This is a genomic window from Ruegeria sp. G2 (assembly GCF_056533505.1).
Genome location: NZ_JBQFON010000008.1, coordinates 145,667 through 171,018, shown reverse-complemented (window position 1 = coordinate 171,018; position 25,352 = coordinate 145,667). Strand labels below are relative to the sequence as shown.

23 protein-coding genes are annotated in these 25,352 nt (G+C 59.1%); 13 read left to right on the top strand and 10 right to left on the bottom strand.

The window, feature by feature from the left end; translation table 11 throughout:
* Positions 1-4: 4 nt before the first annotated feature.
* A complete protein-coding gene (eda, locus tag ACR0DU_RS15680; RefSeq protein WP_480875814.1) occupies positions 5-637 on the top strand; it encodes a bifunctional 4-hydroxy-2-oxoglutarate aldolase/2-dehydro-3-deoxy-phosphogluconate aldolase in 633 nt (210 codons plus the stop codon).
* Positions 638-688: 51 nt separating this feature from the next.
* Positions 689-1,879 (top strand): pyridoxal-phosphate-dependent aminotransferase family protein, encoded by a 1,191-nt coding sequence (locus ACR0DU_RS15675; protein ID WP_480875812.1) that lies wholly within the window; start codon positions 689-691, stop codon positions 1,877-1,879.
* A gap of 78 nt (positions 1,880-1,957) precedes the next feature.
* On the opposite strand, the gene ACR0DU_RS15670 is transcribed toward ACR0DU_RS15675, so the two are convergent.
* Positions 1,958-3,067 carry a pyridoxal phosphate-dependent aminotransferase gene (locus tag ACR0DU_RS15670; protein WP_480875809.1) on the bottom strand — a complete coding sequence of 370 codons (1,110 nt, stop codon included), beginning with the start codon at positions 3,065-3,067 and terminating at the stop codon, positions 1,958-1,960.
* A gap of 93 nt (positions 3,068-3,160) precedes the next feature.
* Between ACR0DU_RS15670 and ACR0DU_RS15665 the strand changes: the two genes are divergently transcribed.
* Complete coding sequence (locus ACR0DU_RS15665; protein WP_480875806.1) at positions 3,161-4,231, top strand: SMP-30/gluconolactonase/LRE family protein; 1,071 nt, start codon at positions 3,161-3,163, stop codon at positions 4,229-4,231.
* A gap of 67 nt (positions 4,232-4,298) precedes the next feature.
* A complete protein-coding gene (locus ACR0DU_RS15660; RefSeq protein ID WP_170772721.1) occupies positions 4,299-5,081 on the top strand; it encodes a crotonase/enoyl-CoA hydratase family protein in 783 nt (260 codons plus the stop codon).
* Here ACR0DU_RS15660 and ACR0DU_RS15655 read toward each other — a convergent pair whose 3' ends face one another.
* The 4 genes from ACR0DU_RS15655 to ACR0DU_RS15640 form a co-directional block, all read right to left on the bottom strand.
* Positions 5,082-5,414 (bottom strand): DnaJ family domain-containing protein, encoded by a 333-nt coding sequence (locus ACR0DU_RS15655; RefSeq protein ID WP_170772719.1) that lies wholly within the window; start codon positions 5,412-5,414, stop codon positions 5,082-5,084.
* Positions 5,415-5,453: 39 nt separating this feature from the next.
* Entirely contained in the window at positions 5,454-6,617 is a 1,164-nt protein-coding gene (locus ACR0DU_RS15650; protein ID WP_480875803.1) for a benzoate/H(+) symporter BenE family transporter, read from the bottom strand.
* A gap of 139 nt (positions 6,618-6,756) precedes the next feature.
* A complete protein-coding gene (locus tag ACR0DU_RS15645; protein WP_480875801.1) occupies positions 6,757-9,918 on the bottom strand; it encodes a valine--tRNA ligase in 3,162 nt (1,053 codons plus the stop codon).
* 93 nt (positions 9,919-10,011) lie between these two features.
* Positions 10,012-10,911: a phytanoyl-CoA dioxygenase family protein gene (locus tag ACR0DU_RS15640; RefSeq protein ID WP_480457849.1), complete on the bottom strand. Its 900-nt coding sequence runs from the start codon at positions 10,909-10,911 to the stop codon at positions 10,012-10,014.
* A 177-nt stretch (positions 10,912-11,088) separates the two neighbouring features.
* Between ACR0DU_RS15640 and ACR0DU_RS15635 the strand changes: the two genes are divergently transcribed.
* From ACR0DU_RS15635 to ACR0DU_RS15625, 3 genes are all read left to right on the top strand, one after another.
* A complete protein-coding gene (locus ACR0DU_RS15635) occupies positions 11,089-13,380 on the top strand; it encodes a xanthine dehydrogenase family protein molybdopterin-binding subunit (RefSeq protein ID WP_480875798.1) in 2,292 nt (763 codons plus the stop codon).
* A complete protein-coding gene (locus ACR0DU_RS15630) occupies positions 13,358-14,434 on the top strand; it encodes a DUF2235 domain-containing protein (RefSeq protein WP_480875796.1) in 1,077 nt (358 codons plus the stop codon). The genes ACR0DU_RS15635 and ACR0DU_RS15630 overlap by 23 nt, the downstream gene beginning before the upstream one ends.
* Before the next feature lie 141 nt (positions 14,435-14,575).
* Positions 14,576-14,980 (top strand): hypothetical protein, encoded by a 405-nt coding sequence (locus tag ACR0DU_RS15625; protein ID WP_480875794.1) that lies wholly within the window; start codon positions 14,576-14,578, stop codon positions 14,978-14,980.
* A gap of 243 nt (positions 14,981-15,223) precedes the next feature.
* On the opposite strand, the gene ACR0DU_RS15620 is transcribed toward ACR0DU_RS15625, so the two are convergent.
* On the bottom strand, positions 15,224-15,793 hold the full coding sequence (locus ACR0DU_RS15620; protein ID WP_170635441.1) for a GcrA family cell cycle regulator: 570 nt from the start codon (positions 15,791-15,793) through the stop codon (positions 15,224-15,226).
* Between the two features lie 125 nt (positions 15,794-15,918).
* Here ACR0DU_RS15620 and ACR0DU_RS15615 point away from each other — a divergent pair, with 125 nt between their 5' ends.
* Positions 15,919-16,722, top strand: coding sequence for an ABC transporter permease (locus tag ACR0DU_RS15615; protein ID WP_480875791.1), 804 nt, complete (start codon positions 15,919-15,921; stop codon positions 16,720-16,722).
* Here ACR0DU_RS15615 and ACR0DU_RS15610 read toward each other — a convergent pair.
* The gene (locus ACR0DU_RS15610; RefSeq protein WP_480875788.1) at positions 16,704-17,594 is read right to left on the bottom strand and encodes a DMT family transporter; all 891 of its coding nucleotides are present in this window, start codon (positions 17,592-17,594) and stop codon (positions 16,704-16,706) included. The genes ACR0DU_RS15615 and ACR0DU_RS15610 overlap by 19 nt on opposite strands.
* Positions 17,595-17,888: 294 nt before the next feature.
* Here ACR0DU_RS15610 and ACR0DU_RS15605 point away from each other — a divergent pair, with 294 nt between their 5' ends.
* From ACR0DU_RS15605 to ACR0DU_RS15595, 3 genes are read left to right on the top strand one after another with little or no spacing between them, the layout of a single operon-like run.
* A complete protein-coding gene (locus ACR0DU_RS15605) occupies positions 17,889-19,076 on the top strand; it encodes an acetylornithine transaminase (RefSeq protein WP_480875888.1) in 1,188 nt (395 codons plus the stop codon).
* A 27-nt stretch (positions 19,077-19,103) separates the two neighbouring features.
* Positions 19,104-20,030, top strand: coding sequence for an ornithine carbamoyltransferase (gene argF, locus ACR0DU_RS15600; RefSeq protein ID WP_480875785.1), 927 nt, complete (start codon positions 19,104-19,106; stop codon positions 20,028-20,030).
* Between the two features lie 57 nt (positions 20,031-20,087).
* Positions 20,088-20,432 carry a 5-carboxymethyl-2-hydroxymuconate Delta-isomerase gene (locus ACR0DU_RS15595; RefSeq protein WP_480875783.1) on the top strand — a complete coding sequence of 115 codons (345 nt, stop codon included), beginning with the start codon at positions 20,088-20,090 and terminating at the stop codon, positions 20,430-20,432.
* Between the two features lie 27 nt (positions 20,433-20,459).
* Here ACR0DU_RS15595 and ACR0DU_RS15590 read toward each other — a convergent pair whose 3' ends face one another.
* Positions 20,460-21,059, bottom strand: a complete 600-nt coding sequence (locus tag ACR0DU_RS15590; protein WP_480875781.1) for a ferric reductase-like transmembrane domain-containing protein — start codon at positions 21,057-21,059, stop codon at positions 20,460-20,462.
* Positions 21,060-21,062: 3 nt separating this feature from the next.
* Positions 21,063-21,551: a peptidase associated/transthyretin-like domain-containing protein gene (locus ACR0DU_RS15585; RefSeq protein ID WP_010441717.1), complete on the bottom strand. Its 489-nt coding sequence runs from the start codon at positions 21,549-21,551 to the stop codon at positions 21,063-21,065.
* A gap of 275 nt (positions 21,552-21,826) precedes the next feature.
* Here ACR0DU_RS15585 and ACR0DU_RS15580 point away from each other — a divergent pair, with 275 nt between their 5' ends.
* On the top strand, positions 21,827-22,792 hold the full coding sequence (locus ACR0DU_RS15580) for a pirin family protein (RefSeq protein ID WP_480875779.1): 966 nt from the start codon (positions 21,827-21,829) through the stop codon (positions 22,790-22,792).
* A gap of 64 nt (positions 22,793-22,856) precedes the next feature.
* Complete coding sequence (locus ACR0DU_RS15575; protein WP_480875777.1) at positions 22,857-23,864, top strand: 2-dehydropantoate 2-reductase; 1,008 nt, start codon at positions 22,857-22,859, stop codon at positions 23,862-23,864.
* On the opposite strand, the gene ACR0DU_RS15570 is transcribed toward ACR0DU_RS15575, so the two are convergent.
* The gene (locus tag ACR0DU_RS15570; protein ID WP_480875775.1) at positions 23,833-25,311 is read right to left on the bottom strand and encodes an inorganic phosphate transporter; all 1,479 of its coding nucleotides are present in this window, start codon (positions 25,309-25,311) and stop codon (positions 23,833-23,835) included. The two genes, ACR0DU_RS15575 and ACR0DU_RS15570, sit on opposite strands and share 32 nt — an antisense overlap.
* Between the last annotated feature and the right edge of the window lie 41 nt (positions 25,312-25,352).

The window sequence follows — 25,352 nt, the reverse complement described above, 5'->3', positions numbered from 1 at the left end:
CCCAATGTCGAAAACCCAACGCACCCGCGAGATCTGTGCACTGGCCCCGATCGTTCCCGTATTGGTGGTCGATGACGCGGCCCGTGCCCGCCCTCTGGCCGAAGCTTTGGTCGCTGGTGGCCTCCCGGCGCTTGAAGTCACTCTGCGCACCCCCGCGGCGCTGGATGCCATCCGCGCGATGGCCGACGTCCCCGGTGGCGTAGTAGGTGCGGGTACATTGGTTACCCCCGACGATGTCCGCGCTGCTAAAGAGGCTGGCGCGCAATTCGGTGTTTCACCGGGCGCAACCGATGCCCTGATCGCCGCCTGCGAAGCCGAAGGCCTGCCCCTTCTTCCCGGCGCGGCTACCGCAAGTGAAGCCATGGCTCTGCTGGAGAAGGGCTATGACATGCTGAAATTCTTTCCTGCCGAAGCCTCGGGCGGAGCGCCCGCCCTGAAAGCCATCGGCGCGCCCTTGCCGCAGATCACCTTCTGCCCAACCGGTGGCGTATCGCCGTCAAATGCCCTCGATTACCTGTCTCTATCGAATGTTGCCTGCGCCGGAGGCAGCTGGGTCGCGCCCAAACAAATGGTACAAACTGGCGACTGGGCTGGAATCGAAACACTTGCGCGCGAGGCCGCCATCCTGGTGGATTGACGTCGCAGGGCGAAACGCTAGGGTAAGCCTCAATTCAGACAGGTTACCCTCATGACAAACCAAATCTCTCTCGCGCAGGGGCGCGAGTATCTGGCGATCCCTGGCCCCTCGGTCATGCCAGACGCGGTGCTACAGGCGATGCACCGTCCGTCGCCCAATATCTATGACGGCGAATTGATTGAGATGATGCCCGCGCTGACGCATGACCTTAAACGCGTTGCCGGAACCCAGCACAACGTCGCCATCTACATCGCCAACGGCCACGGCACGTGGGAGGCCGCGCTCTCAAACGTGATCGCGCCCGGCGAAACCGTGCTGGCCCCGGCCTCGGGCCGCTTCACCCACGGTTGGGCCGAGATGGCCGAGGGGATCGGCGCCAAGGTCGAATTGATTGATTTCGGCATGTCCTCTCCCTGGGATCTCGAGCGCATCGCCGAAGCATTGCGCGCCGACTCCAGCCACAAAATCAAGGCCGTGCTTGCGGTTCACGTCGATACCTCCACATCGATCCGCAACGATATCCCAGCCCTGCGCGCCTTGCTCGACGACCTCGACCACCCCGCTTTGCTGATGGCCGACTGCATTGCATCCATGGGCTGCGATCGGTTCGAGATGGATGCCTGGGGTGTCGACGTCACGGTGACTGCCTGCCAAAAGGGGCTGATGACCCCGGCAGGCACCGGCTTTGTCTTCTTCAATGACAAAGCGCAAGCCAAACGCGCTTCAATGCCCCGCGTCTCGCAATATTGGGACTGGCAGCCTCGCGCAAATCCCGATCTGTTCTACCAGTATTTCAACGGCACCGCGCCAACCCACCACCTCTACGGCCTGCGCGCCGCACTCGACCTGATCCACGGCGAAGGGATCAAACAGGTCTGGGCCCGCCACGAACACCTGGCAAAGGCCATCTGGGCCGCCTGTGAAATCTGGGCGCAAGGTGGCGCGTTGCAATTCAACGTCGCCGATCCGGGCCAGCGAAGCCACGCCGTCACTGCCCTCCGCCTGACTGAAGGGCGTGGCACGCGGCTGCGCAGCTATACCGAAACCCAACTGGGTCTGACGCTGGGCATCGGTCTGGGAATGGAAGACTGGGACGGGTGTTTCCGCCTTGGTCACATGGGCTACGTTAATGCCCAGATGGTCATGGCCATGCTGGGCGGCGTGGAAACCGCAATGGCTGCGCTCGATATCCCCCGTGGCAAAGGCGCGCTCGAAGCTGCAGCCGCCGCATTGGCGGCCTAAAACCCGATCCGCCTCTTCAACTGGCTAAAATATCCTCGCGCGGAATCAGGCTTGGGCGCGATGAGGGCAGACAGCCCCCTAAACAGACCGGGCTTTCGCCAAGGCCTTGGGCAAAGCAGCCTCAAAGGCCACCATCTCCCTCTCGCCCCCGCAGCTCACCCGAATGCAGCGGTTCTGGGGTGCCACGAACGGCATGCGCACAAACACCCCCTGTTCGACCAGCGAGTCCAGAACGGCCTTGGCAAACACCCCATCGTGCCCGCAGTCAATCGCCACGAAATTTGTGGCTGAGGGCAAAGGTTCCAACCCATTGGACCGTGCAATCTGCGCGATCCTGTCTCGAGCCTCGGCAATTTGATCCTGAACCTGCGCCAGCCAATCGCTGTCCTTAAGCGCGGCCAAAGCCCCGGCTTGGGCAGTCCGGTTCATACCGAAATGGTTGCGCACTTTGTTGAAGGCGGAAATCAACCCGGGCGCACCGATGGCATAGCCAACCCGAGCCCCGGCCATCCCATAGACCTTGGAAAACGTCCGCATTCGGATGACCCGCGGATCATCAGCAGAAACAGGCGCGACGGTGCCCTCCGGGGCGCATTCCACATACGCCTCGTCCAGAACCAGCAAACAGCCTTCTGGCAAAGCATCCATCGCGGCCACGATATCCGCGCCGGAATGCCAAGTGCCCATCGGGTTGTCAGGGTTGGCCAGATAGACCAGCTTTGCGTTCACCTCTGCTGCTTTGGTAAACAACGCCTCCGGGTCCTCGTGATCGTCGCGATAGGGAATCTTGTGCAAATCCCCTCCGAACCCCGCCACATGGTAGTTAAAAGTGGGATAGGCCCCGTCCGACGTCACAACCGCATCTCCAGGCCCGGCCAACAGCCGAACCAGATAGCCCAGCAAGCCATCAATACCTTCGCCGACAACGATATTCTCGGGCGCTACCCCATGATACGCGGCCAGCGCGTGGCGCAATTCGTAATTCTCAGGATCGCCATACATCCATATCTCACCCGCTGCCCGCTGCATTGCCTCTATGGCGCGCGGCGAGGGGCCAAACACGCTCTCATTTGCACCGATCCGGGCGATAAAGGGCGCGCCACGCTGACGCTCCTGCGTTTCGGGGCCGACAAATGGCACGGTTGCGGGCAGGGATTGGGCAAGCGGGGTGTAACGAGGACCGGTCATGGCGGCAGATAAGCGCAACCTCCGCAAAGGGGCAAGCCTTGCACGCAGATGCAATCACAGTCAGTGTGCTCGCAACCGCAGTTCGGAGGCGTTATGCGTTATATACTGGCACTTGTCCTTATCGGCCTTGCCTATCTCGTGTTCTGGCCGGTCCCGGTTGACCCGGTGGCCTACGAGCCACCCGAACCGCCCGGATTCACGGGCGATTTCATCGAAAACAACTATCTCGATACAGCACAGCTGATCTCGCTACCGGCGGGGGAGATTGGCCCAGAAGACATCGCAGTGATGCTAGACGGCGCAGTTTATACCACCGGCCAATCCGGCACCCTCTATCGCATCGACGGTGACCAGCCGGCCGAGATCGATCAACTTGGCGGCCGCCCCCTCGGTCTGCGGGCGGGGCCAGATGGCGCGCTCTATATCGCCGACAGCTTTCGAGGGCTGATGCGCTGGGCCGGGCCCGGAACGCTGGAAACACTGGTCTCCGAGATCGATGGCGCGCCTATCATCTATGCCAACAACCTGGACGTGGCACAGGACGGCACGGTCTATTTCTCGAACTCCTCAGACCGGTTCGATCCTGAAACCATGGGCGGCACCAAACCCACCTCGGTCATGACGATCTGGGAGCAATCGCCAACCGGCTATGTGGCACGTTATTCGCCTGACGGCACTGCCGAAAAGATCGCCGAAGGTTTCGTCTACACCAACGGCATTGCTCTTTCATCGGATGAAGATTTCTTGTTGATTGCCGAAACGGGTCGGGCAAGGGTGCACAAGCTGTGGCTGGTCGGCCCCAAAGCCGGAAAACAAGAGGTTCTTTTGGATAACCTGCCAGGCTATCCGGATAACATCAAAGCGCAAGGTGACGGCACCTATTGGATGGCATTCGCCAGCCCGCGCGTGCCTGCAGAAAAGCTGATGCCCTATCCCTTCCTACGCAAGATAATATGGCGGTTGGGACCCAAGGTGCGCCCCGCGCCGATCCACCGCGGTATGCTGGTACAGTTTGATGGTGACGGAACCATCCTGCGTACGCTGCAAGACCCCCAAGGGCGGCTGGGCATCACCACTGCGGGCCAGGCGGCTGGCGACCAGTTCTATGTAATGACTCTGGACTCTCCCTGGTTTGGTCGGATGCCGATCGCCGATTTGCCCTGACGTCGTTGTAGCACTGCTTGCCTCTTACTGGCATGCTTGACGCAACAAAGAACGCACCGGAGGTCCCATGTCCCGCGTATCCGTCGAATACAAAGATCACATCGCCCATGTCACGTTGACTCGCGGCGACAAGATGAACGCTTTGGACGATGCGATGATCAAGGCTATCCTCTCGGCGGGGCAAGAGGTCGCCGCCGCCGATATCCGGGCGGTGGTGCTGTCGGGAGAGGGCAAAAGCTTCTGCGCCGGGCTCGATATGGCTAGCTTTGCCAGCATGGCCCAAACAGACCCGACCGAATGGCTGATGACCCGCAGCCACGAAGATGCCAATGAGTTGCAGGAGATTGCCCTGATCTGGCGGCGTGTCCCGGTCCCGGTAATCTGCGCCATTCAGGGCGTGGCCTATGGCGGTGGCCTGCAGATCGCATTGGGTGCGGATATCCGCATCGCGCACCCCGAGGCCAAGCTGTCGGTGATGGAGATGAAATGGGGCCTCATTCCCGACATGGGCGGGATGGTGTTGCTGCCTGAGCTTGTTCGTTCGGACGTTCTGCGCCTTCTGACCTATACCGCCCGTCCGATCGGTGCGCCGCAGGCCGCAGATTGGGGGCTGGTGACGAAACTCTCGGATGACCCGCTGACCGAGGCACTTGCGCTGGCCGAGGATATCACGGGCAAAAGCCCCTCGGCCATCCGTGCCGCCAAGCGTCTGATCGATGTGGCCGAAACCCGAGACCGCGCACATGTGTTGATGGCCGAATCCTCAGAGCAGGTCGACCTGATTGGAAAGCCAGATCAGATGGAGGTTGTCATGGCGCAGATGCAGGGCCGCAAGCCCGAGTTCAAGTAGTCACCGCATAAAACTGCGCCGCGCATCGCGGGCCATATTGTATCGCATCTCCAGATCGGCGATGCGGGACATCGCCGACTTGCGCTCTTCGGGATCCGTCAGAACAGCGTAATCCTTGCGTGCCGCGTCGAGCTGTTTCTTGATGTTGAACTCTTCTGGCAGAACCCCGGCCTGCGCCATGATCCGGTGACCAGCGGCAATGGCAGGATCACCTTGCGCCTCACTTGAACGGTCAGGAAGCGGCGCACCTTCGCCTTCAAGCCCCTGTAACTGGCCCTCGGCCTGTGCCTTCTTAATCTGGCGTTCCACCAGTTTTCCAAGCGATCCGAACATGTCTGTATTCTACTGCCTGTGACGGTCGGGCGAAAGGGATTACCGCACTTTGTTTGTCACGACATACGCAATTCCGCCGGCCAAAAGCCCCCAGACCGCCGCACCCAATCCAAAGACCGTGATACCAGAGGCGGTGATGACCAAGGTCAGAATGGCCGCCTCGCGCTCGGCAGGGATATCCAACGCTGCATGCATGGCGTTGGCCATGACCCCGATTAGTGCAACCCCTGCCAGCGTACCCATCAGCAATGGGTCGGCATGGGCAGCAAAGCTTGTGATTGCCACCGCAAAGATGCCAAACAAGCAGTAAAACACACCACCCATTACAGCAGACCAGTACCGCTGCGCCGGGTCGGGATGGCTGTCCTCATTGGAACACATCGCGGCGGTGATTGCTGCCAGACAGGTCGCCGGCGCTCCAAAGGGGGCCGAGAGCATGCTTGCGCCACCGACGGATGAAAACAACCGGCCGGGAACTGGATCGAAGCCAAAGCTGCGCATCACAGCGACGCCGGGAATGTTCTGTGTCGCCATCGTGACGATAAACAGCGGTACGCCGATTCCGATGGCAGACGCGACCGAGAACGTGGGCATGGTCCAGACCGGAGCAGCGATCAGTCGGTCCGGCATTAATTGTGCATCTCCGGCGTTCAGCGACACAATGATAGCCGCCGCGACCACAGCTGCCGGAACCGCGATCAACCGATTGAAACGGCCCGCAATAAACCATGTTAGGATCACCGGCAACGCCTGCCATGGGATCTCGACCGCCGCTTTGAATGGTACAAGGCAAAGCGGCAAGAGCACGCCTGCCAGCATCGCTTGCGCCAGCGTAATTGGGATTGCTGCAGCCAACCGACCAAGCGGTTTCCACAGCCCTGCCAGAACGGTCAGGGCTCCGGCGCAAAGGAATGCGCCGATTGCGCCTGAAAACCCTTCGGTCGGTGTAGCAGACACAGCCAGCAGCGCGACACCTGGCGTGGACCAGGCAACGCTGATTGGTAGCTTGTGAAACAGGCTCAACACAATGGCGGCCAGCCCCATAGCGATGGCTGCACTCATCAGGCCCGAGGCGGCTTCGTGCGAAGAGGCTCCCATCGCGTTCAGCCCCTGCAACACAATTGGGAATGAGCTGAAGAACCCGACGATGGCCACGACCAGCCCGGTCGAAACGGTCTGCATTGGGGGAAATGCGCGTGTCATCCTGTCCTCGGCTATAACCACCCGCACTTGCTAACAATCTCAAGCTGCCGCGAACAAGGTGAAATACGTCATTGCACAGTAAAAACCCGCCGGGAGAACGGCGGGCTTTTGAACTTTGAGTGCTTATGAAAGTAGAGGATCAGGCGATCTCGGCCAAACGTGCAAGCGCCTCGTTCAGCTTGGCTTCTTCTTCCTCACGAGCTGCAAGATTCGCTTTGGCTTCAGCAACAACCTCTTCCGGGGCCGAAGCCACGAATTTGGGGTTGTTCAGTCGCCCGCGCAGACCACCAAGCTCTTTTGCGAGCTTGCCCATGGCTTTCTCCAGCCGTTCCTTTTCAGCGCCGATATCGATGATGTCTGCCAGCGGCAGGCCAAAACTCGCACCTGGGGCGGCAATCGAGATGGTCCCCTTGGGCAATTCATCGGCCTTGGTCAGGCTGTCGATCCGCGCAAGACGCTTGATCAGCGCTTCATTGCGGTCCCATGCAGCCTGCCCGTGGGCGTCGATCTCGGTCACCAGCATAGGGACATAAAGGCCGGCAGGAACACGCATCTGCGCGCGGGCTGAGCGGGTGTTTTCGATCACCGAGATCACCCAGTTCATCTCACGATCCGCATCGGCATCCACCAAGTCAGCGGCGGAATAGCTCGGCCAGTCGGCGTGAACGACCATCTTGGCGCGGCTGCCTGTCAGGCCCCACAGCTCTTCGGTGATGAAGGGCATGATCGGATGGAGCAGGACCATGCACTGATCCAGAACCCAACGCATGGTGGCGCGGGTTTCGGCCTGCGCTTCTGCATCGTCGCCTTGCAGCAGCGGCTTGGACAACTCCACATACCAGTCGCAGACCTTACCCCAGACAAAGGCATAAAGCGCGTTCGCCGCGTCGTTGAAGCGATAGCTTTCCAGCGCCGCGTCGACCTCTTCCCGTACGCGTGCGGTTTCGCCAATGATCCAGCGGTTTACGGCGGCTTTGGGTTTCAGATCAGCCACATCCAGTTGCGGGACGCTGTCGGAGAAGACCTCGTTCATCTCGGCAAAGCGGACGGCATTCCAAAGCTTGGTGCCGAAGTTGCGATAGCCGGTGATGCGCTCTTTGGAGAGTTTCAGCACTCCGCCGATGGCCGCCATCGAGGCATTGGTAAAGCGCAGCGCGTCGGCGCCAAATTCGTCCACGATCTCCAGCGGGTCGATGACGTTGCCGGTGGTCTTGGACATCTTCTTGCCCTTCTCGTCGCGGACGAGTTGGTGCAGGTAAACGGTGTGGAACGGGATTTGGTCGACCACGGCCAGTTGCATCATCATCATCCGGGCGACCCAGAAGAACAGGATGTCGAAGCCGGTGATCAGAACATCCGTGGGGAAGTAGCGCTCCAGCTCTTCGGTCTTCTCGGGCCAGCCCAGCGTGCCGATGGGCCAGAGGCCGGAGGAGAACCAGGTGTCAAGGACATCGGGATCGCGCCAGACCGGATACACCAGCTTGGTCGGGTCCTGTTCGACTGCGTACTGAGCAAGGCTTTCAGCGAATTGATGGATGGCCGCATGCTTGTCGGCGACCTCAATAACGGTCGCATGGCTCAGCGGGCTGGGGATATTGGCATTGTCGTCCAGGAATTTATCGACAACAGCATCAAAGTTGGGCGCACATTCCATGACGTTGCCACGGTGGAGCATGCCGCCTTCGTTCAGCAGACGTCCCAATTCGACTAGATCAAGGTCGCCGTCGTTTTCGTCGTCCTTGAAGTTCTCAGCCGATAGATCAAGGCCATACCAAACCGGAATCTGGTGCCCCCACCAGAGCTGGCGAGAGATGCACCACGGTTCGATATTTTCCAACCAATGGTAATACGTCTTTTCACCGGACTCGGGGATGATCTTGACGGTGCCGTCCTTGACCGCATCCAGTGCAGGGCCAACGACCTTTTCAGCATCGACGAACCACTGATCGGTCAGCATCGGCTCGATCACGACTTTTGAGCGGTCGCCGAATGGCTGCATGATTGGTTTGGATTCGACCAGCGGAACGGTTTTGTCCGCGCCTTCGTGGTCCGGCTTTAGCGCGGTCGATCCCAGACGCGGGTCATCAGCACGGGTCATGACAGCCAGACCTTCGCTGGTGATCTCGTCGATCACTTTGGCGCGCGCCTCGAACCGGTCCAATCCGCGCAGGTGGTCGGGAACTAGGTTGATCGCGTCGATCTCACCTTCGGTAAAGGACTGACCGCGTGCGTATTGACCGGCTTTGTACGCCTCGTTCGCGTAAGGTGCGCCATCGGCCCGCATGTGTCCGCTTGTATCCATCAGGCGATACAGCGGTATGCCACCACGTTTGGCGACCTGATAGTCGTTGAAGTCGTGCGCCCCAGTGATCTTCACCGCACCCGAACCGAAATCGGGATCGGGGTACTCATCGGTGATGATCGGGATCTGACGGCGGTGCTCTTTCGGACCAACCGGGATTTCGCAAAGCTTGCCGACGATGGGGGCGTACCGTTCGTCCGAGGGATGAACCGCAACCGCGCCATCACCCAGCATGGTTTCGGGGCGCGTCGTGGCGATCGAGATGTAATCGCGCTCTTCCTCAAGGACTACGTTCCCGTCTTCGTCCTTCTCGACGTAAGTGTATGTCGCGCCCCCGGCCAGCGGGTATTTGAAGTGCCACATGTGGCCGGCAACTTCGATATTCTCGACTTCCAAGTCCGAAATGGCAGTTTCGAAATGCGGATCCCAGTTGACCAGCCGCTTACCGCGATAGATCAGGCCCTTTTCGTACATGTCGACAAAGACCTTGATGACCGCGTCGTGAAAATTCGCAGAATTTTCGTGTCCGGTACGCGGATCGCGCGGCGCGCCAGCCATGGTGAAAGCATTGCGCGACCAATCACAGGACGACCCCAGTCGTTTCAACTGTTCGATGATCGTGCCGCCGTATTCGCCTTTCCATTCCCAGACCTTGTCCAGAAATGCCTCACGCCCCAGTTCGCGCCGACCAGGTTGCTGAGTGGCCGCCAGCATCTTTTCGACCTGCATCTGCGTGGCGATACCAGCGTGGTCCTGACCGGGCTGCCACAGAGTGTCGAAGCCGCGCATCCGGTGCCAACGGGTAAGAATATCCTGCAACGTGTTATTGAACGCATGGCCTACATGCAAGGCCCCCGTCACGTTGGGCGGCGGGATCATGATGGTAAAGCTCTCGTCGCGCGATTTGTTCGCGCCTGCCTTGAAGGCTCCGGCCTGTTCCCAGGCCTGATAGATGCGGGCCTCGGCCTCGGCCGCGTTGAATGTCTTTTCCATCGCCATGGGATGCGTCCTGCGTCAACAAATTCGGGTCAGCGCCTGCAATAGCGAATGGACGCGGGAAGGGGAAGGCCCTGCGCGGCAGTCGGGCCAGTCTCAGCCGGGATTCGACGGGGCCTGATCGTAAAGCTGCAGTTTCTCGCTGGCCCCCTGAGCCATCGCCTTGGCCTGATCGGCGCGAATGCGCGCATGAAGGTCCAGAGCGTCTTGTGCAAACAATTCCTTCGGCGCCGGGATGTGAATGAAATTCCCCACCCGGTCTTCGCCGCGCGCCACAATGGCGTAGTCACGGTCGGCGACCTTTTGCTGCGCGTTGGGGTTGAGATAGCGGATGGCCAGACCGATCCGACGATCATCCGACGCGTTTGGACCTGATCCGTGGATCGTCAGCCCGTGATGCAGTGACATCTGACCGGGCTGTAGCTCGATATGCGTCTTGTCCTCATCTGCAACGTCCACTGCAACTTCCTGCCCACGCGACAGCAGGTTGTTGTCGGAAAACGTATCATTATGCGGCAGGATCGGATTCTTGTGGCTGGCTTTCACAAAATCCATGCAACCGCTTTCGACTGTTGCCGGGGACAGGGCGATCCATGCGGTCAACTGGTCCGAGGTTTCACCCATCCCCCAATAGGTCAGGTCCTGATGCATGCCCACCACCTGCGTCGTACGCGGTTCCTTGATGAACAGTTCAGCCGACCACAGCAGCAGATCGGGACCCAGCACACCTTCGACCACGTCCAGAACGCGCGGGTCCAGAGCAATGCGCGTGGCCAGTGGCATCACCACATGCGCGTTGATGCGTTTGTACATGTTCAATGGCAGTGGCAGGTCCGCCTTGCGCCAATTGGCTTCGACATCTTCCAACTCGGCACGGAACCCAGCGGCTTCTGCGGCAGAGAACACAGGGATCGGATAGATAAACCCATCTTCCCAATAGGCCTCGGCGCTTTGGCTGCCCAATCGGCCATTCGTCAGCTTGATTTCTTTGGGCATGGAAACCTCCACTCGACTGAATTTGGGGTCAGCCTAGACGCGGCCAAGATCGGCGCACAACGCTGTTTCCAGACATGAATGTCGCTTTCAGACTGTGCGGAGTTAATTTTTTCAGCTACTGGACAAGGTCCTCCTTCACGCTAGGGTCGCGCATTCAGGCAGCCAGAGGATCATCCCATGGAAAAATTCGGCAAAAGCCAGCCCGTCAAACGAACCGAAGATCAGCGGTTTCTGACCGGGCAGGGGCGGTACATGGATGATGCGGTGCCCGAGAATGCCCTGTTTGCTGCTTTCTTTCGAAGCTCTGTGGCGCATGCCACGATAACTGCGCTGGACCTTGAAGAGGCGCGTGCGGCTGATGGGGTGCGTCTAGTCATGGCACTCGAGGATCTGACCGATGCCGGGATCGATACAGTGATGAACGCGACTACAGTCGCCAACCGCGACGGCACTCAAGGCGCTGCTTCCGAGCGGAACATGTTGGCCGAGGATCGCGTGCGTTTCGTCGGGGAACCCGTTGCGGTCGTCATTGCCGACTCATTGTTGCAGGCGCGTGATGCAGTCGAATTGATCTGGATGGAAACCGAAGACCTGCCGGTCAAGATGGATGTCGCTGCGGGTGGGGAACCTTTGCATCCACAATCCCCCGACAACCGCGCCTTTGACTGGGGCTTGGGTGATGAGAAGGCGACCAATGCGGCCTTTCAGTCTGCAGCGCGCACCGTCGCGCTGAACGTGCATGACAACCGGGTCATCGTGAGCTCGATCGAACCGCGTGGCTGTCAGGCCGATTGGTCGGGTAGCCGTTTGCATTTCTCCTATGGCGGGCAGGGCGTCTGGGGGATGAAAGCGCAACTGGCACATAAGCTGAAAATGGATCCCGAGGCGATCCGAGTTACTACGCCCGATGTCGGTGGCGGATTCGGTATGAAGGCGATGCCTTATCCCGAATATTTCACCGTTGCTGTTGCTGCTATGAAACTGGGCCAGCCCGTGCACTGGATGTCGGACCGGTCCGAAGCGATGTTGTCGGATCAACATGGCCGTGACCTGACCTCGCTGGCGGAACTCGCATTTGATGCGGATCACAAAATCACCGCTTACCGGGTCCACAGCAAGATCAACCTTGGTGCCTATAACAGCCACTTCGCGCAGGCCATCCAAACCCAATTGTTCAGCCGCGTTCTGATGGGCGTCTACGATGTGCAAACCACCTATTTGCGGGTCGAGGGCTTCTACACCAATACCACTCAGGTTGATGCCTACCGCGGCGCAGGTCGACCCGAGGCGATCTATGTGCTGGAACGCGCCATGGACCGTGCTGCGCGTGAGTTGGGCGTCGACCCGTGGGAACTGCGGCGCAAGAATTTCATCCGACCCGAAGCTTTCCCCTACAAGACCGCAACCGGTGAAACCTATGATGTGGGTGAGTTCGACATGGTCCTCAGCCGCGCCGCCGAGCAGACCACCGGCTTTGAGGCCCGCAAGGCGGCGGATGCCGAAAACGGCCTGATCCGGGGGCAGGGGCTTTGTTACTATATCGAAAGTATTTTGGGGGATCCTTCCGAGGGGGCAAAGGTCGAGTTTTGCGAGGATGGAACGGTGAACCTCTATGTCGGCACGCAGTCCAACGGGCAGGGGCATGAAACAGTCTATGCCGAGTTCCTGTCAGATCGGACGGGCATTCCGGCGCACCTGATCAATGTTGTGCAAGGCGATACGGACAGGCTGGCGCAAGGTGGCGGGACTGGCGGGTCACGCTCGGTCACGACCCAAAGCAACGCGACACTGGTGACGGTGGATACGATGATTGCCGCATTCACGCCCTATCTTGCGGATAAGATGGGGGTTGAGGAAAGCGATGTGACCTTCGACCATGAAACCTTCCGCGCGCCGGGGTCCAACCTGACCCCCACGCTGACCGAGGCGGCTGAGATGGCGCGCGCAGACGGGCGCACCGATCTGTTGCAACACGAGGCGCGCGCCAAGTTAGAGGCGCGCAGCTATCCTAACGGCGCACATGTTGCTGAAGTTGTTATTGATTCTTTCACTGGTGAAACATGGGTCGATCGCTACACGGTCGTGGATGATTTCGGTAACCTTATCAATCCGATGCTCGCCGAAGGGCAAGTGCATGGAGGAGTGGTGCAGGGCATCGGTCAGGCGCTGAATGAACATGTTGTGCATGATGCCGAGGGGCAACTGCTCACGGCATCGTTCATGGACTACGCCTTGCCCCGTGCGGCGGGGATACCCATGATAGAGTTTACCTCGGTGCCAATTCCATCAACCGCCAACCCGATGGGGATGAAAGGCTGTGGCGAGGCCGGCACCGTGGGCGCATTGGCCGCTGTGGCAAACGCGGTTCAGGATGCGCTCTGGGATCACGGGGTGCGGCAGGCGGATATGCCTTTCACACCTCATAGAGTTTGGGAATTGTTGACGCATGGTTCTGTCGCGGCTGAGTAGAAAGGTACTAGGATGGCTCGGACGGCCCTTGCGGTCCGAGCACTCGGCCGAAACTCGCCATCGCGAACCGATCAGCCATGTCATCATCCTTGATGGCACCATGTCGACACTTGAACCGGGCTATGAGACTCACGCCGGCCAGACCCTGCGTCTGTGCTGCGAGATGGGCAGCCAGGTTTCGGTTTTCTACGAATCCGGCGTGCAGTGGGAAAGCTGGAAGTCGACTATGGACGTGATGATGGGGCGGGGTATCAACCGTCAGATTCGTCGGGCCTATGGTTATTTGGCTTCGCGTTACAAACCCGGTGATAAGATCTTTTTCATCGGCTATTCACGCGGCGCATATGGGGTCCGCAGCCTTGCGGGCGTGATCGATGCTATCGGGTTGCTCAAGGCCGAACACGCCACTGTCCGCAATATCAAACAGGCCTATCGACACTATGAATGTAACGCCAATGGCGAAGCGGCGGCGGTCTTTCGTCGGGAGTTCTGTCACGAGGATGTCGCCATCGAGATGGTCGGCGTCTGGGACACGGTCAAGGCGCTGGGCCTGCGCCTTCCGCTGCTCTGGCGCTGGGCCGAGGAACGCCATGCCTTCCACAACCACCAGCTTGGCCCTGCCACCCGCCACGGCTATCACGCCATGGCGCTGGACGAGACCCGCGAGGTGTTCGAGCCGGTGCTGTGGAAATGCACGCCTGACTTCAAAGGCCATATCGAGCAGGTTTGGTTCCGCGGCACCCACGGCGATGTTGGCGGCCAGCTAAACGGGTTCGAAGAGGCCCGCCCCCTCAGCAACATCTCCCTGATCTGGATGCTGGACAAAGCCGAGCTACACGGCCTGCCCCTGCCCGAAGGCTGGCGCGACCGTTTCCCCACCGACCCGCACGCTCGCTCGGTTGGCACATGGCGCGGCTGGGGGAAGATCTTCCTGCTGCGCAAGCATCGGAAGGTGGGGCGCGACCGGTCAGAAAAGCTGCATGTCTCGGTCTCACCCGATGAACTGCCCGGCTGGGTGCCGATGCCGGATTTGCCGTCGCATCCGGCGCAGTGAAAGGCTAATCATATACCAGCGGTTCCAAGATCACCGACACTTCAATGTCAGGTTCGAGCCCTTCGCCACAAATGCTGCGAACGGAACGAATGGCTGCTATGAAGAGTTGGCTAGGATGCAGTATGAGGTTTACTAAAATCAATGTTCGAAAAGGTTCTGTGTCTTTGGGCGTGGGGATCACCTGAAACACCTATGCAGCGATTAGGTGCATTCTTGATGATGTTGGTGTCTGTTTTTGCCGCCGCAATCACTTTGGGTGCTGTTTCTCAGGCTTTCGACAAAACTTGGACCGTCTCAGGAGTAGCCGTAAGTGTATTTGGTGCCGGAGTGATGTCGCTCTTACTCCCTACCGGGCTGGCTCACGGTCTTGCGGCGGCTTTTCCTCTGATTTTTGATCGTTGGAAGCATAAGCGAAACATGCGATTGGGAGACTATGTGATGCTAAAGCTCGATGGTCTTAAGTTCTTTTATTCGCTTTTAGGTTGGACTAGCTCAATTGGATTGGTCGCACTTATTGCGTATCAGCTAATGTCCTGGGTCGCATAGCCCGTCGCGTTTCGTCAAACACTGCAGCCATTTGAGGGTTTGTCCCAAACGACCGCAAAGTCCGCACAGCCGACGCTCCAGTCTAAAACACCCTTGCAGTTTTCAGCGAGGGTGTTTTCTTTGTAAGAGCTCGTTACGTCTTGTGTCGTTCCCGACTATGCAGCGCTTCCGGTAAGAGGCGTGGCGAAACACCTGCGCCCTTTTCACGTTCCCTAGTAATGGTTTAGGTTCTTGTGTTCGCAATTACCGCCGACGGTCGCGACGCGAGCTCATTGGCTGGAACGCCACGCCCACATGCGCTTCGCAATAGGGTTTGCCCGCCTCAACCGGCAGGCCGCAGAACCAGAAATCCTCGGTCGCGGGGTCGCCGACGGGCCATTTGCAGGTTTTCTCGGTCAGCTCCATCAAGGTCAGCTTTTTGGCTTTCTTCTCAACCTCGTTGACCTTGGCCAGCGCCTCGGGACTGATTTCGTTGGCCGAGGGCTGCGGTGGCAGCGGCTGACCGGCAGGAATGATCTGGCGGCGGGCCGGGACGGCGGGTTTCGCTTCCGGGGCAGGCGCCGGGCGGGCCGGTTCTGTTTTGGGCGCGGGTTTGGGCTTGGCCTCGGCCTTTGGCGCGGGGGCCGGTTTTTCCTTGGGCTCGGCCTTGGCTGGGCTCGCACCGGTGGCGCGGTTCGACAGACCCAGACGGTGCACCTTGCCGATCACCGCGTTACGGGTCACGCCGCCCAGTTCCTTGGCGATCTGGCTGGCCGACTGGCCCTCGCCCCACATCTTTTTCAGCAGCTCTACACGCTCGTCAGTCCAGGACATCATTTGCCTTTCAAAAGCGGAAAGCGGCCCCGGATTCGGGCCGCCTTGGGAATTCGTCTCAGCCCCCTATTCTAAACACTGCGGCCCGAGTTACAAGCGGTCTTCGAATCAGGTATGGGGCAGACATGCAGAATCTCATGGATCAGGACGCGCACCGCTTTGGAGCGGTGAATTGGATGGGCCTCTATACGCTGGCGCAGCGCGAAACCCTGCGGTTTTTAGCGGTGTGGACGCAGACCTTACTGGCCCCGCTGGTGACTGCCGGTTTATTCCTGCTGATCTTCAACATAGCCATCGGCCCCAGCCGGTCGGACGTGATGGGGGTGCCGTTCCTGACCTTTCTAGCTCCCGGCATCATGATGATGACGGTGATCCAGAACGCCTTTGCCAATACTTCGTCCTCGATGGTGATCGCCAAGGTGCAGGGCAATATCGTGGATACGCTGATGCCACCGCTGTCGCCGCTGGAAATCCTGCTGGGTTATCTGGCTGGCGGCATCGTTCGCGGTATCCTGATCGCCCTTGTCGTTGCAACTGCAATGGCGCTGGTTCTGGGTATCGTGCCGAAAAACGCGTTGATCGCACTGACCTTCGTGGTACTGGGCGGGGCTTTCATGGGCGCTCTGGGCCTTTTTGCCGGCATATTTGCCAATAAGTTCGATCAGATGGCTGCGATTACTAACTTTATCGTCACGCCACTGGCCTTCCTGTCGGGCACTTTCTATTCGGTCGAGGCCCTGCCACCGGTGCTGAACCGGCTCAGCCATGTGAACCCGATCTTCTACCTGATCGACGGGTTGCGATATGGCATGATTGGTGTCTCTGACAGTTCGCCTTGGCTGGGGATGTCGATTTGCACGAGCGCGACCGTGCTGGTTGGCGCGTTGACCTGGCAGATGTTGCGTACAGGCTATCGGCTCAAGGCCTGACGCTGTCGCGCCTCACGCCAGACCAGGATTAGGCCACCAGTTAGGATGATGGCCGATCCGATCATGCTGACGCTGTCCGGGACAACCTGAAACACAGCGAAATCATAAAGCGCGGCGAATATCAGCGTGGCATAGCTGATCGGCGCCACAAAGGACGCATCCGCCCGCGCCATTCCGTTGACGAAACAGGCCTGAGCGCAGGCCATCAACACGCCGATCGCCGCCAAGGCCGCCCATTGCTGCGGGGTCGGCATTTCGAACACAAAGCTGACCGCGACCGTTGCAATGGTCAGCCCCATCGCATTGTTGACCAGCAAGATCTGAATTGGAAATTCGCGACCAGAGAGTTTCTTGATGAAAATCAGCTCCATCCCAATCACGGCTGCTGCGGTTAGGGCTAGCAAGGCGGCGGGTTGAAAACTTGCGGGTGTTGGGCGCAACAGTACCAGTGCACCGATCAGCGCTACAATGGCTGCCATCCAGCGCCACGGACCGACGCCTTCTTTAAGCAGCGGGATCGCCAGCACCATTGCAAAGACCGGGTTCAGGAAGGATATTGCCGTCGCATCCGCAATCGGGATGAACGCAACCGAGGCGAACATCAACGTAATCCCAAGCCAGCCAAAACTCGTCCGCCCGACATGCAGGCCCCAATGGACACGCCCGAGGCGCGGACGCAGGATTCCAACGGTCGTGACGATCACCAGAAATGCAAACAAGAACCGCCCGTGGCTGATCTGCATTGGATTCAGCGCAGGCCCAAGAACATCTGTGCCCAGCGCCTTGGCTAGTAATGTGGTGCCTGCCAGTATGGCGCTGGCCACAAGAATCAACAGGGCCGCAAGGGCAGGATTCTGACGTATCTGTGTCATAGCCCACCCGTGCGTTAGCGCAGGGCAAATGGCAAGCAGCAAATCCCAGTCTCAGAATGATTTTTTGCTTCATTCGCAAAAACGGGGTTTTCAGACTAAACGCACACCGCTATACGGCCCGCATGATCAAAACCGCACATATCCTGCGCCTCCGACGCCGACGCCAAACCGCGTAACCGGCCCGTTTGATCTAATTGCGCTGTGCAAATCCGCGCAAACTCCACCAAATCAGTTGACGACCATGGCCCCGGTGTATCACTCACAGGGCTCAAGCTATTCGAAAAGGATGATCCGATGATCCCGTCCGTTCTGCCGACCTATAATCGCGCGCCCCTGACTTTCGTGAAGGGCGATGGCGCCTGGCTGACCGAGGCGGATGGCCGACGTTTCCTGGACCTTGGCGCCGGTATCGCCGTGAACGCGCTGGGCCATGCCCATCCGGCGCTGGTGGCCGCGCTCACCGATCAGGCGCATGCGCTGTGGCATGTCTCGAACCTGTACAACATCCCGCAGCAACAGGCGCTGGCCGACAAGCTGGTCGAACATACCTTTGCCGACACGGTGTTCTTTACGAATTCCGGCACGGAATCCTGCGAACTGGCCGTGAAAATGGCGCGCAAGTATTTCTTTGACAAAGGTCAGCCCGAGAAGGTCGAGATCATCACTTTCGATGGCTCCTTCCATGGCCGTTCCTCGGCAGGTATCGCTGCCGCAGGGTCCGAGAAGATGACCAAAGGCTTTGGCCCGCTACTGCCCGGCTTCGTGCACCTGACATTCGGAGATCTCGATGGCGTCACCAATGCGATCAACGAGAATACTGCCGCGATCATGATCGAGCCGGTTCAGGGTGAAGGCGGCATTCGCCCAGTCCCCGACGCCGAGCTTAAGGCCCTGCGCCAGATTTGCGATGACAACGGCCTCTTGCTAATCCTCGACGAAGTTCAGTGTGGCGTGGGCCGCACCGGCAAGCTTTTCGCCCATGAATGGGCCGGTATCACACCGGATATCATGATGGTCGCCAAGGGTATCGGCGGTGGCTTCCCTCTGGGTGCTGTTCTCGCTACTGAAGAGGCTGCCAGCGGTATGACCGCAGGCACCCACGGCTCGACCTATGGCGGTAACCCGCTCGGCTGCGCCGTGGGCTGCGCGGTGATCGATCAGGTCGCGACACCCGCTTTCCTCGAAGGTGTCAACCGCAAGGCAGGCCTTCTGCGTCAGAAACTTGAAGGCCTGATCGCGGATCACCCCGAGGTGTTCGAAGAGGTGCGTGGATCAGGACTGATGCTTGGCCTCAAATGCAAGTCGACCAATATCGACGTGGTCAACGCAGGTTATGACAACGAAGTCATCACCGTTCCTGCTGCCGACAATGTGATCCGCCTGCTGCCCCCGCTAACCCTGACTGAGGATGATATCGCCCAGGCCATGATCCGCCTCGACAAGGCTGCGGCGCAAGTTGAAAACGCAATGGCTTCGGCCTGAATGTGCCTGATTGAAAAGTGAAATAAAATGAACCACTTCCTTGATATCCACAAAACCGACGCAACCGCCTTGCGGGGTATGATCAATCAGGCCGGTGCCATGAAACAGGCCCGCCTTGGCCGTTCCAAAGCCGCGCCGGATGATGAGCAGCCGCTGAAGGATCGCATGGTGGCTCTGATCTTCGAAAAGCCCTCAACCCGCACCCGCGTATCCTTTGATGTGGGCGTGCGCCAGATGGGCGGGCAGACCATGGTGCTGTCGGGCAAGGACATGCAGCTGGGTCACGGCGAAACCATCGCCGATACGGCCCGCGTGTTGTCGCGCTATGTCGACATGATCATGATCCGGACCTTCGATGAAACCATCCTGACCGAGATGGCGGAATATTCGGACGTGCCCGTCATCAACGGCCTGACCGACCGCACCCATCCGTGCCAGATCATGGCTGACGTACTGACGTTCGAGGAACATCGCGGTCCGATCAAAGGCAAAAAGGTCGTCTGGACCGGTGATGGCAACAATGTCTGCGCCTCTTTCCTGCATGCTGCCGGTCAATTCGGGTTTGATTTCACCTTCACCGGCCCGGCCCAGCTAGACCCGGAAGAAGAGTTCATGGGGCTCGCCCGCCAGCAGGGCTCGAAGGTCGTGATCGAACGGGACCCGCACAAAGCGGTTGAGGGCGCCGATCTGGTGGTCGCCGATACCTGGGTGTCGATGCACGACAGCCAGTCCGCCAAGGAGCGCCGCCACAACATGCTACGCCCTTATCAGGTCAACGCCGAGCTGATGGCGCATGCCAAACCCGACGCGCTGTTTATGCACTGTCTGCCCGCCCACCGCGAGGAAGAGGCCACGTCCGAGGTCATGGACGGCCCAAACTCGGTGATCTTCGATGAGGCCGAGAACCGTCTGCATGCGCAAAAGGCGGTCATGCGCTGGTGCCTGGGCGTCTGAGGTTCGCAAGCAAGTACCGAGAGAGCCACATGGCTCTCTTAATTCTCGGAGCTTCTCATGCCACACGTCACACTTGAATTCTCTGCTGGTCTTGAACAGTCTCATGATTTTCAAGCCATCTGCGAGCAGCTTTACTCGGTTCTCGCCGGGCATGAAGAGTTTGACCCGCCAACGCTCAAAATCCGCGCCACTCCGGTTCCGTTTTCTCGCATCGGAACCGAACCGCAGACTTTCGTCCATGCCACGCTTTTGCTGATGCAAGGCCGGGATGAGGCGACGCGAGCCGAGTTGAATGCCATCATCATGAATGTTCTGGCCGAGGCTGCGCCCACGGTCGGCAGCATCACCGTGCAGGATGTCGAATTGAACCGCGCCACATATGCCAAGCGCCTATCAGTCTGACGCATCCCCGGAACGCGCATGCGGCGTCTAGCCGCGCTGTTTCACATCCCAAACCCGCAATCTGACAAGCGTTGTGAGGCACGCCAGAACCACCAGAACGCACAATGCGAACTTGGTCATGATCTCCATCGTGCCCTCAATCAGCAGTGCGTGAATGACGCTACCCAGAATGGTCACTATGGCCAACCCTGCATGGCCCAGGCGCCAGACCCGAAACCGCAAGCTTAGGCGTTGCCGTAAAACCCCCATTGCCGCTGCCGCAAAACCCGCCCACATGGCGGTGACTCCCCATGTCGAAAAAGGTGTTGCAGACACAAAAAGCAATGCGTCCACGACGTCAGGCGGGCTTGTGATCCACAAGCCGATCACATGGATCACAATGCTTACGACAAGGGCCAAGCCACACCGCCTGTGCCAATGGCGACTGTTAACCGGAGAAAGCCCGGGCAACCAACGCCCGGCCAACAAGGGTTGCAGGAGAAGAAGGCACATCCCGATGATGCCCGCAAAACCGGCGAGGATGTAAATCGGCTCACGCCACGCCAGATACGGGCTGAAAGCCGCTGCTATGACCGGTATAAGAAGTGTGGCAACCAATGCCGCCCAGATCGCAGCTTGCCTTAACACCCGTCAGACAGGCTGCAAGACAAAATGTGCGGCAAGGGTCTTGTCCTTCGCGCTCGACATCACTGGGCGCAGGAATACCGTCTCAAATTCACCGCTGTCATAGGCCAAATGCCCGTGTGGTTGACCAAAGGCGGGCACAATCTGAGGCATTTCCAACCGGAACTCTCCGTTCGCATCGGTGAGTGTCGCCCCATGGCTGCGCTGATCGCGTTCATGCCCTTCGGTTGTATGGGCCCAGATCTGGATGCGTTGACCGGGCAGGGGGGCTCCGTCACCCGCACGCCGCACGGTGCCGGTCATCCAAAACCCGCCACCGCCGATGCGCTCCACGATCGGCGCGCCGGGTCGATAGTTGTTCGACCCGCCCCGCATCGACGGTGTCGGCGCAAGACCAGAGGCGTGCGCAGGTGTGATGACGCCGGTCAAACCGGCTACAATTGTGCCAACCCCTGTCGCAATAAACTTGCGGCGATTGATTTCGAGTCGGGTCATTGCATCCACTCCTGTCGGCTGAACCTCATCTTGGACCGGCTTCCCTGATCCGGCGACACCCGATTTCTAAGGATAGCACGATTGTTCATGATTCCGAGAGTCGGCGAAGGTGAGTATCAGGTGCTCCGTTCCACGCCTTGGTGAGTATCCGCAAGTCGTTCCAAGGACTTCACGATCATTGTGCGAAAATGCACTTTTCTTGCGATGTTTTCCCAATACATTCAGATTGGCAAACATGAACGCGTCTTATGGAACTGAAAAAATGGAGATCTGGAATGAGTTGGAACCCCACCCATAATCCCGAATGCGCCTCCGAAAAAGATGCTCTCGAAACCTTGATCATCCCACGTGCGCGAGATCTGGGCGGGTTCGAGGTGCGTCGCGCGCTGCCCTCGGTCAAGCGTCAGCTCGTTGGCCCATTCATCTTCTTTGATCAGATTGGCCCTGCCGAATTCATTACCGACAGTGGCATTGATGTGCGGCCGCATCCTCATATCGGGCTGGGCACCGTAACCTATCTGTATCAGGGAGAGTTCGAACATCGTGACAGCCTCGGTACTCACCAGATGATTCACCCCGGTGAGGTCAACTGGATGGTCGCGGGCCGTGGTGTAACACATTCCGAACGCACGAGCGCAGAAACGCGCGGCAAACGTCACAACCTGTTCGGCATCCAGACCTGGCTCGCGCTGCCAGAAGCCTATGAGGACATGGCCCCTGACTTCGAGCATCACAAGCAGGGCGCGCTGCCCCATATCGAAGACAAGGGTGTCAGCGCCCGCCTGATCCTTGGCGCCGCCTTTGGTGAAACCAGCCCGGTGACCATGTTGTCCGAGACCTTCTATGTCGACGTGCAACTGGACCCCGGCGCATCTTTTCCATTGCCTGACGATCACGAGGATCGGGGTGTTTATGTCACGCAAGGCTCGGTCGAGGTAGCCGGTGATACCTTTGACGAAGGGCGTATGATGGTGTTTCGGCCCGGTGACAAGCTCTCGATCAGGGCGGGGCCTTTGGGTGCGCGATTGATGCTGCTGGGCGGCGCAACCCTGAGCGAGGATCGCTACATCTGGTGGAATTTCGTCTCGTCCTCAAAGGAAAAGATCGAAACCGCTACGCGCGAATGGAACACCGCCGACTGGGCCAACGGTGCGTTCCATCTTCCGCCCGGGGACGATCAGGAATTCATTACCATCCCAGACGAGCTTGAACGTACCCGGCCACGGTTGGCGCGTGTATGACTTGACGTCACTCTGGCGCAGCTGAACCATCCCGGTGATCATTGGGCCACAGCGGAGGAGTTCAATGAGAATCGTCATCGCGGGCGCAGGCAGCATAGGCTGTTATTGCGGTGCATTGTTGGCAGATGCGGGCCACGCGGTCACGCTGCTGGGCCGCGCCCGCGTGCTGCAACCGATCCGCGAACAGGGACTGACCGTCACCGATTTCGCAGATCTGGACTGCCATGTGCCCACCGCGAAATTGACGCTCAGCGAAGATCCCGCCTGCTTAGAGGGCGCTGAATTGGTCATCGTCACGGTTAAATCTGGCGCAACAGCCGAGATGGCAGCGTTGATTGCGGCGCACGCGCCGGCGAATGCCCCGATTGTGTCCTGGCAAAACGGCCTGGAAAACACCCGCGCACTACGCGCGGTCCTTGACGGCCGCGACGTGCGGGCCGGAATGGTGCCCTTCAATGTGGTGCCAACCAATACTGCGTCCTATCATCGCGCCACTTCAGGCGACATCGTCATCGAACAAGGTCCGGGTGATCTCGCGCTGCATCTCAGTACCCCGGATTTGCCCGTCACCGAAAGCGACCGGATCGAGGCGGTGCAATGGGGCAAACTGGTGATCAATCTCAACAATGCACTGAACGCGTTATCAGGTCTGACCCTGCAAAACCAACTGCTTGATCGAAGCTGGCGTTGCTTGATGGCCGATCAAATGGCCGAGGCTTTGCGCGTTTTGAAAGCCGCGGGAATCGAAGTCGCCTCAACGACGCCACTGCCAGCATGGACGACCCCGCATCTACTGCGGTTGCCAACACCAATCTTTTCGCGGATTGCAGCAAAGATGCTTACCATCGACCCTAACGCGCGTACCTCGATGGCCTACGATCTGATGGAGGGTCGCCCGACCGAAATCGACAGTCTGCAAGGCGAAATCATCAAGCTCGGGCAAATTCACGCGATCCCAACTCCGATCAACAGCCACATCTGCGGCCTTATTCATCAAGCACCGCGCGGGCCACTTGCGGTCGATCAGGTAATACCCCCGATCAACCAAATGCGGTCAGCAGCCAGAAGATAACTGCCGACAGGGCTGCGGCTGCGGGAACTGTGATTACCCACGCTGCTACGATCGTCATAAAATGGGATCGCCGTACCAACTTGCGCCGCCGACGCTCTTCCCGTGCAAGACGCAGTTCAGCGGGTCGTTGAAGGTTCGAATATTTCCAGCGCCGTTCTGCATGCCATTCTCGATAGAACCCCACGCCAAACACGGCCCCAACTGCGATATGGGTTGAGCTGACGGGTAAGCCCAGCCAACTGGCTACGATAACTGTAATCGCTGCTGAAAGCGCAACACAGAACGCGCGCATGGGGTTCAATTTGGTGATCTGGCTGCCTACCATGCGGATCAGCTTGGGCCCAAACAGGAACAAACCGAAAGAGATGCCAAAGGCTCCGATTACCATGACCCATGTCGGGATTGACACTTTTGATGCAAAATCTCCGAATTCGGCAGTATGGACGATCGCGGCCAGCGGACCCACCGCATTGGCCACATCGTTTGCGCCATGGGCGAAGCTCAAAAACCCTGCGGAAATCACCAGTGGCAAACCAAACAGCGTTTTCAGCGACCGGGTTCTGTTCTCAAGGCCTTCGGATTTCCGTCGCACCCAAGGCACGGTCGCGGCCCAGATCAATCCGCCCGAGGCCAGCCCGATCAGCAGGGCGAACTCAATATCGATTTTGACGATGCGTTTCAGGCCCTTGACCGAAAGGTAGGTGGCAAAAGCCCCGGCCATCAAGGCGACCAGAATGGGAACCCAGCGACGTGCGGCTGCGATTTTATCGTCCTGGTACTGAATCTTGTGTTTGATCAGCGCCAGAAATCCCGCAGCGATCACGCCACCCAACACGGGTGAGATAACCCAGCTCGCGGCAATTGCGCTCATCGTGCCCCAGCTTACGGCACCAAGCCCGGCAGCAGCGATGCCGGCGCCCATAACGCCCCCTACGACCGAATGCGTGGTTGAAACAGGCGCGCCCACCCAGGTGGCTAAGTTTACCCACAACGCGGAAGATATCAGTGCAGCCATCATCGCCCAAATGAAGACATCACTGTTTTGCACCGACATTGGATCGATGATCCCTTTGGAGATGGTCGAAACCACGTCTCCACCCGCGAGCAGTGCGCCAGCACTTTCGGCAATTGCGGCGATCAGAATCGCGCCACCCATTGTCAGTGCATTTGCACCAACCGCCGGTCCCATATTGTTGGCGACGTCGTTGGCACCGATGTTGATCGCCATATAGGCCCCGAAGGCTGCAGCGGCGACAACGATTAATCCGCCATCGGCGCGACCAAACATAACTGCGGCGGCCAAACCTGCCAGAGCGATAAAGACGAGCGCGATACCGGGCGCCAGCAGCGGGCGCGCCACATGTGCATTGGCATACTCAAGACGAGAAATGCGGTGGAGGTCGCTGTCGAGCGCGTGCCAGCGAGCTTTGGGTGGTAGATCAGACATCGGTTTTCACAGGCCGTTCGATTTGACGCCCGCCGCTACCC

Excerpts from the sequence above, each read along its gene's own strand:
- ACR0DU_RS15670 (WP_480875809.1), bottom strand. The coding sequence starts at position 3,067 with ATGACCGGTCCTCGTTACACCCCGCTTGCCCAATCCCTGCCCGCAACC.
- ACR0DU_RS15620 (WP_170635441.1), bottom strand. The coding sequence starts at position 15,793 with ATGTCCTGGACTGACGAGCGTGTAGAGCTGCTGAAAAAGATGTGGGGC.
- ACR0DU_RS15665 (WP_480875806.1), top strand. The coding sequence starts at position 3,161 with ATGCGTTATATACTGGCACTTGTCCTTATCGGCCTTGCCTATCTCGTG.
- ACR0DU_RS15650 (WP_480875803.1), bottom strand. The coding sequence starts at position 6,617 with ATGACACGCGCATTTCCCCCAATGCAGACCGTTTCGACCGGGCTGGTC.
- ACR0DU_RS15645 (WP_480875801.1), bottom strand. The coding sequence starts at position 9,918 with ATGGCGATGGAAAAGACATTCAACGCGGCCGAGGCCGAGGCCCGCATC.
- ACR0DU_RS15595 (WP_480875783.1), top strand. The coding sequence starts at position 20,088 with ATGCCACACGTCACACTTGAATTCTCTGCTGGTCTTGAACAGTCTCAT.
- ACR0DU_RS15615 (WP_480875791.1), top strand. The coding sequence starts at position 15,919 with ATGCAGAATCTCATGGATCAGGACGCGCACCGCTTTGGAGCGGTGAAT.
- ACR0DU_RS15605 (WP_480875888.1), top strand. The coding sequence starts at position 17,889 with ATGATCCCGTCCGTTCTGCCGACCTATAATCGCGCGCCCCTGACTTTC.
- ACR0DU_RS15570 (WP_480875775.1), bottom strand. The coding sequence starts at position 25,311 with ATGTCTGATCTACCACCCAAAGCTCGCTGGCACGCGCTCGACAGCGAC.
- ACR0DU_RS15630 (WP_480875796.1), top strand. The coding sequence starts at position 13,358 with ATGGTTCTGTCGCGGCTGAGTAGAAAGGTACTAGGATGGCTCGGACGG.
- ACR0DU_RS15675 (WP_480875812.1), top strand. The coding sequence starts at position 689 with ATGACAAACCAAATCTCTCTCGCGCAGGGGCGCGAGTATCTGGCGATC.
- argF (WP_480875785.1), top strand. The coding sequence starts at position 19,104 with ATGAACCACTTCCTTGATATCCACAAAACCGACGCAACCGCCTTGCGG.
- ACR0DU_RS15610 (WP_480875788.1), bottom strand. The coding sequence starts at position 17,594 with ATGACACAGATACGTCAGAATCCTGCCCTTGCGGCCCTGTTGATTCTT.
- ACR0DU_RS15575 (WP_480875777.1), top strand. The coding sequence starts at position 22,857 with ATGAGAATCGTCATCGCGGGCGCAGGCAGCATAGGCTGTTATTGCGGT.
- ACR0DU_RS15625 (WP_480875794.1), top strand. The coding sequence starts at position 14,576 with ATGTTCGAAAAGGTTCTGTGTCTTTGGGCGTGGGGATCACCTGAAACA.
- ACR0DU_RS15635 (WP_480875798.1), top strand. The coding sequence starts at position 11,089 with ATGGAAAAATTCGGCAAAAGCCAGCCCGTCAAACGAACCGAAGATCAG.
- ACR0DU_RS15580 (WP_480875779.1), top strand. The coding sequence starts at position 21,827 with ATGAGTTGGAACCCCACCCATAATCCCGAATGCGCCTCCGAAAAAGAT.
- ACR0DU_RS15585 (WP_010441717.1), bottom strand. The coding sequence starts at position 21,551 with ATGACCCGACTCGAAATCAATCGCCGCAAGTTTATTGCGACAGGGGTT.
- eda (WP_480875814.1), top strand. The coding sequence starts at position 5 with ATGTCGAAAACCCAACGCACCCGCGAGATCTGTGCACTGGCCCCGATC.
- ACR0DU_RS15640 (WP_480457849.1), bottom strand. The coding sequence starts at position 10,911 with ATGCCCAAAGAAATCAAGCTGACGAATGGCCGATTGGGCAGCCAAAGC.
- ACR0DU_RS15660 (WP_170772721.1), top strand. The coding sequence starts at position 4,299 with ATGTCCCGCGTATCCGTCGAATACAAAGATCACATCGCCCATGTCACG.
- ACR0DU_RS15655 (WP_170772719.1), bottom strand. The coding sequence starts at position 5,414 with ATGTTCGGATCGCTTGGAAAACTGGTGGAACGCCAGATTAAGAAGGCA.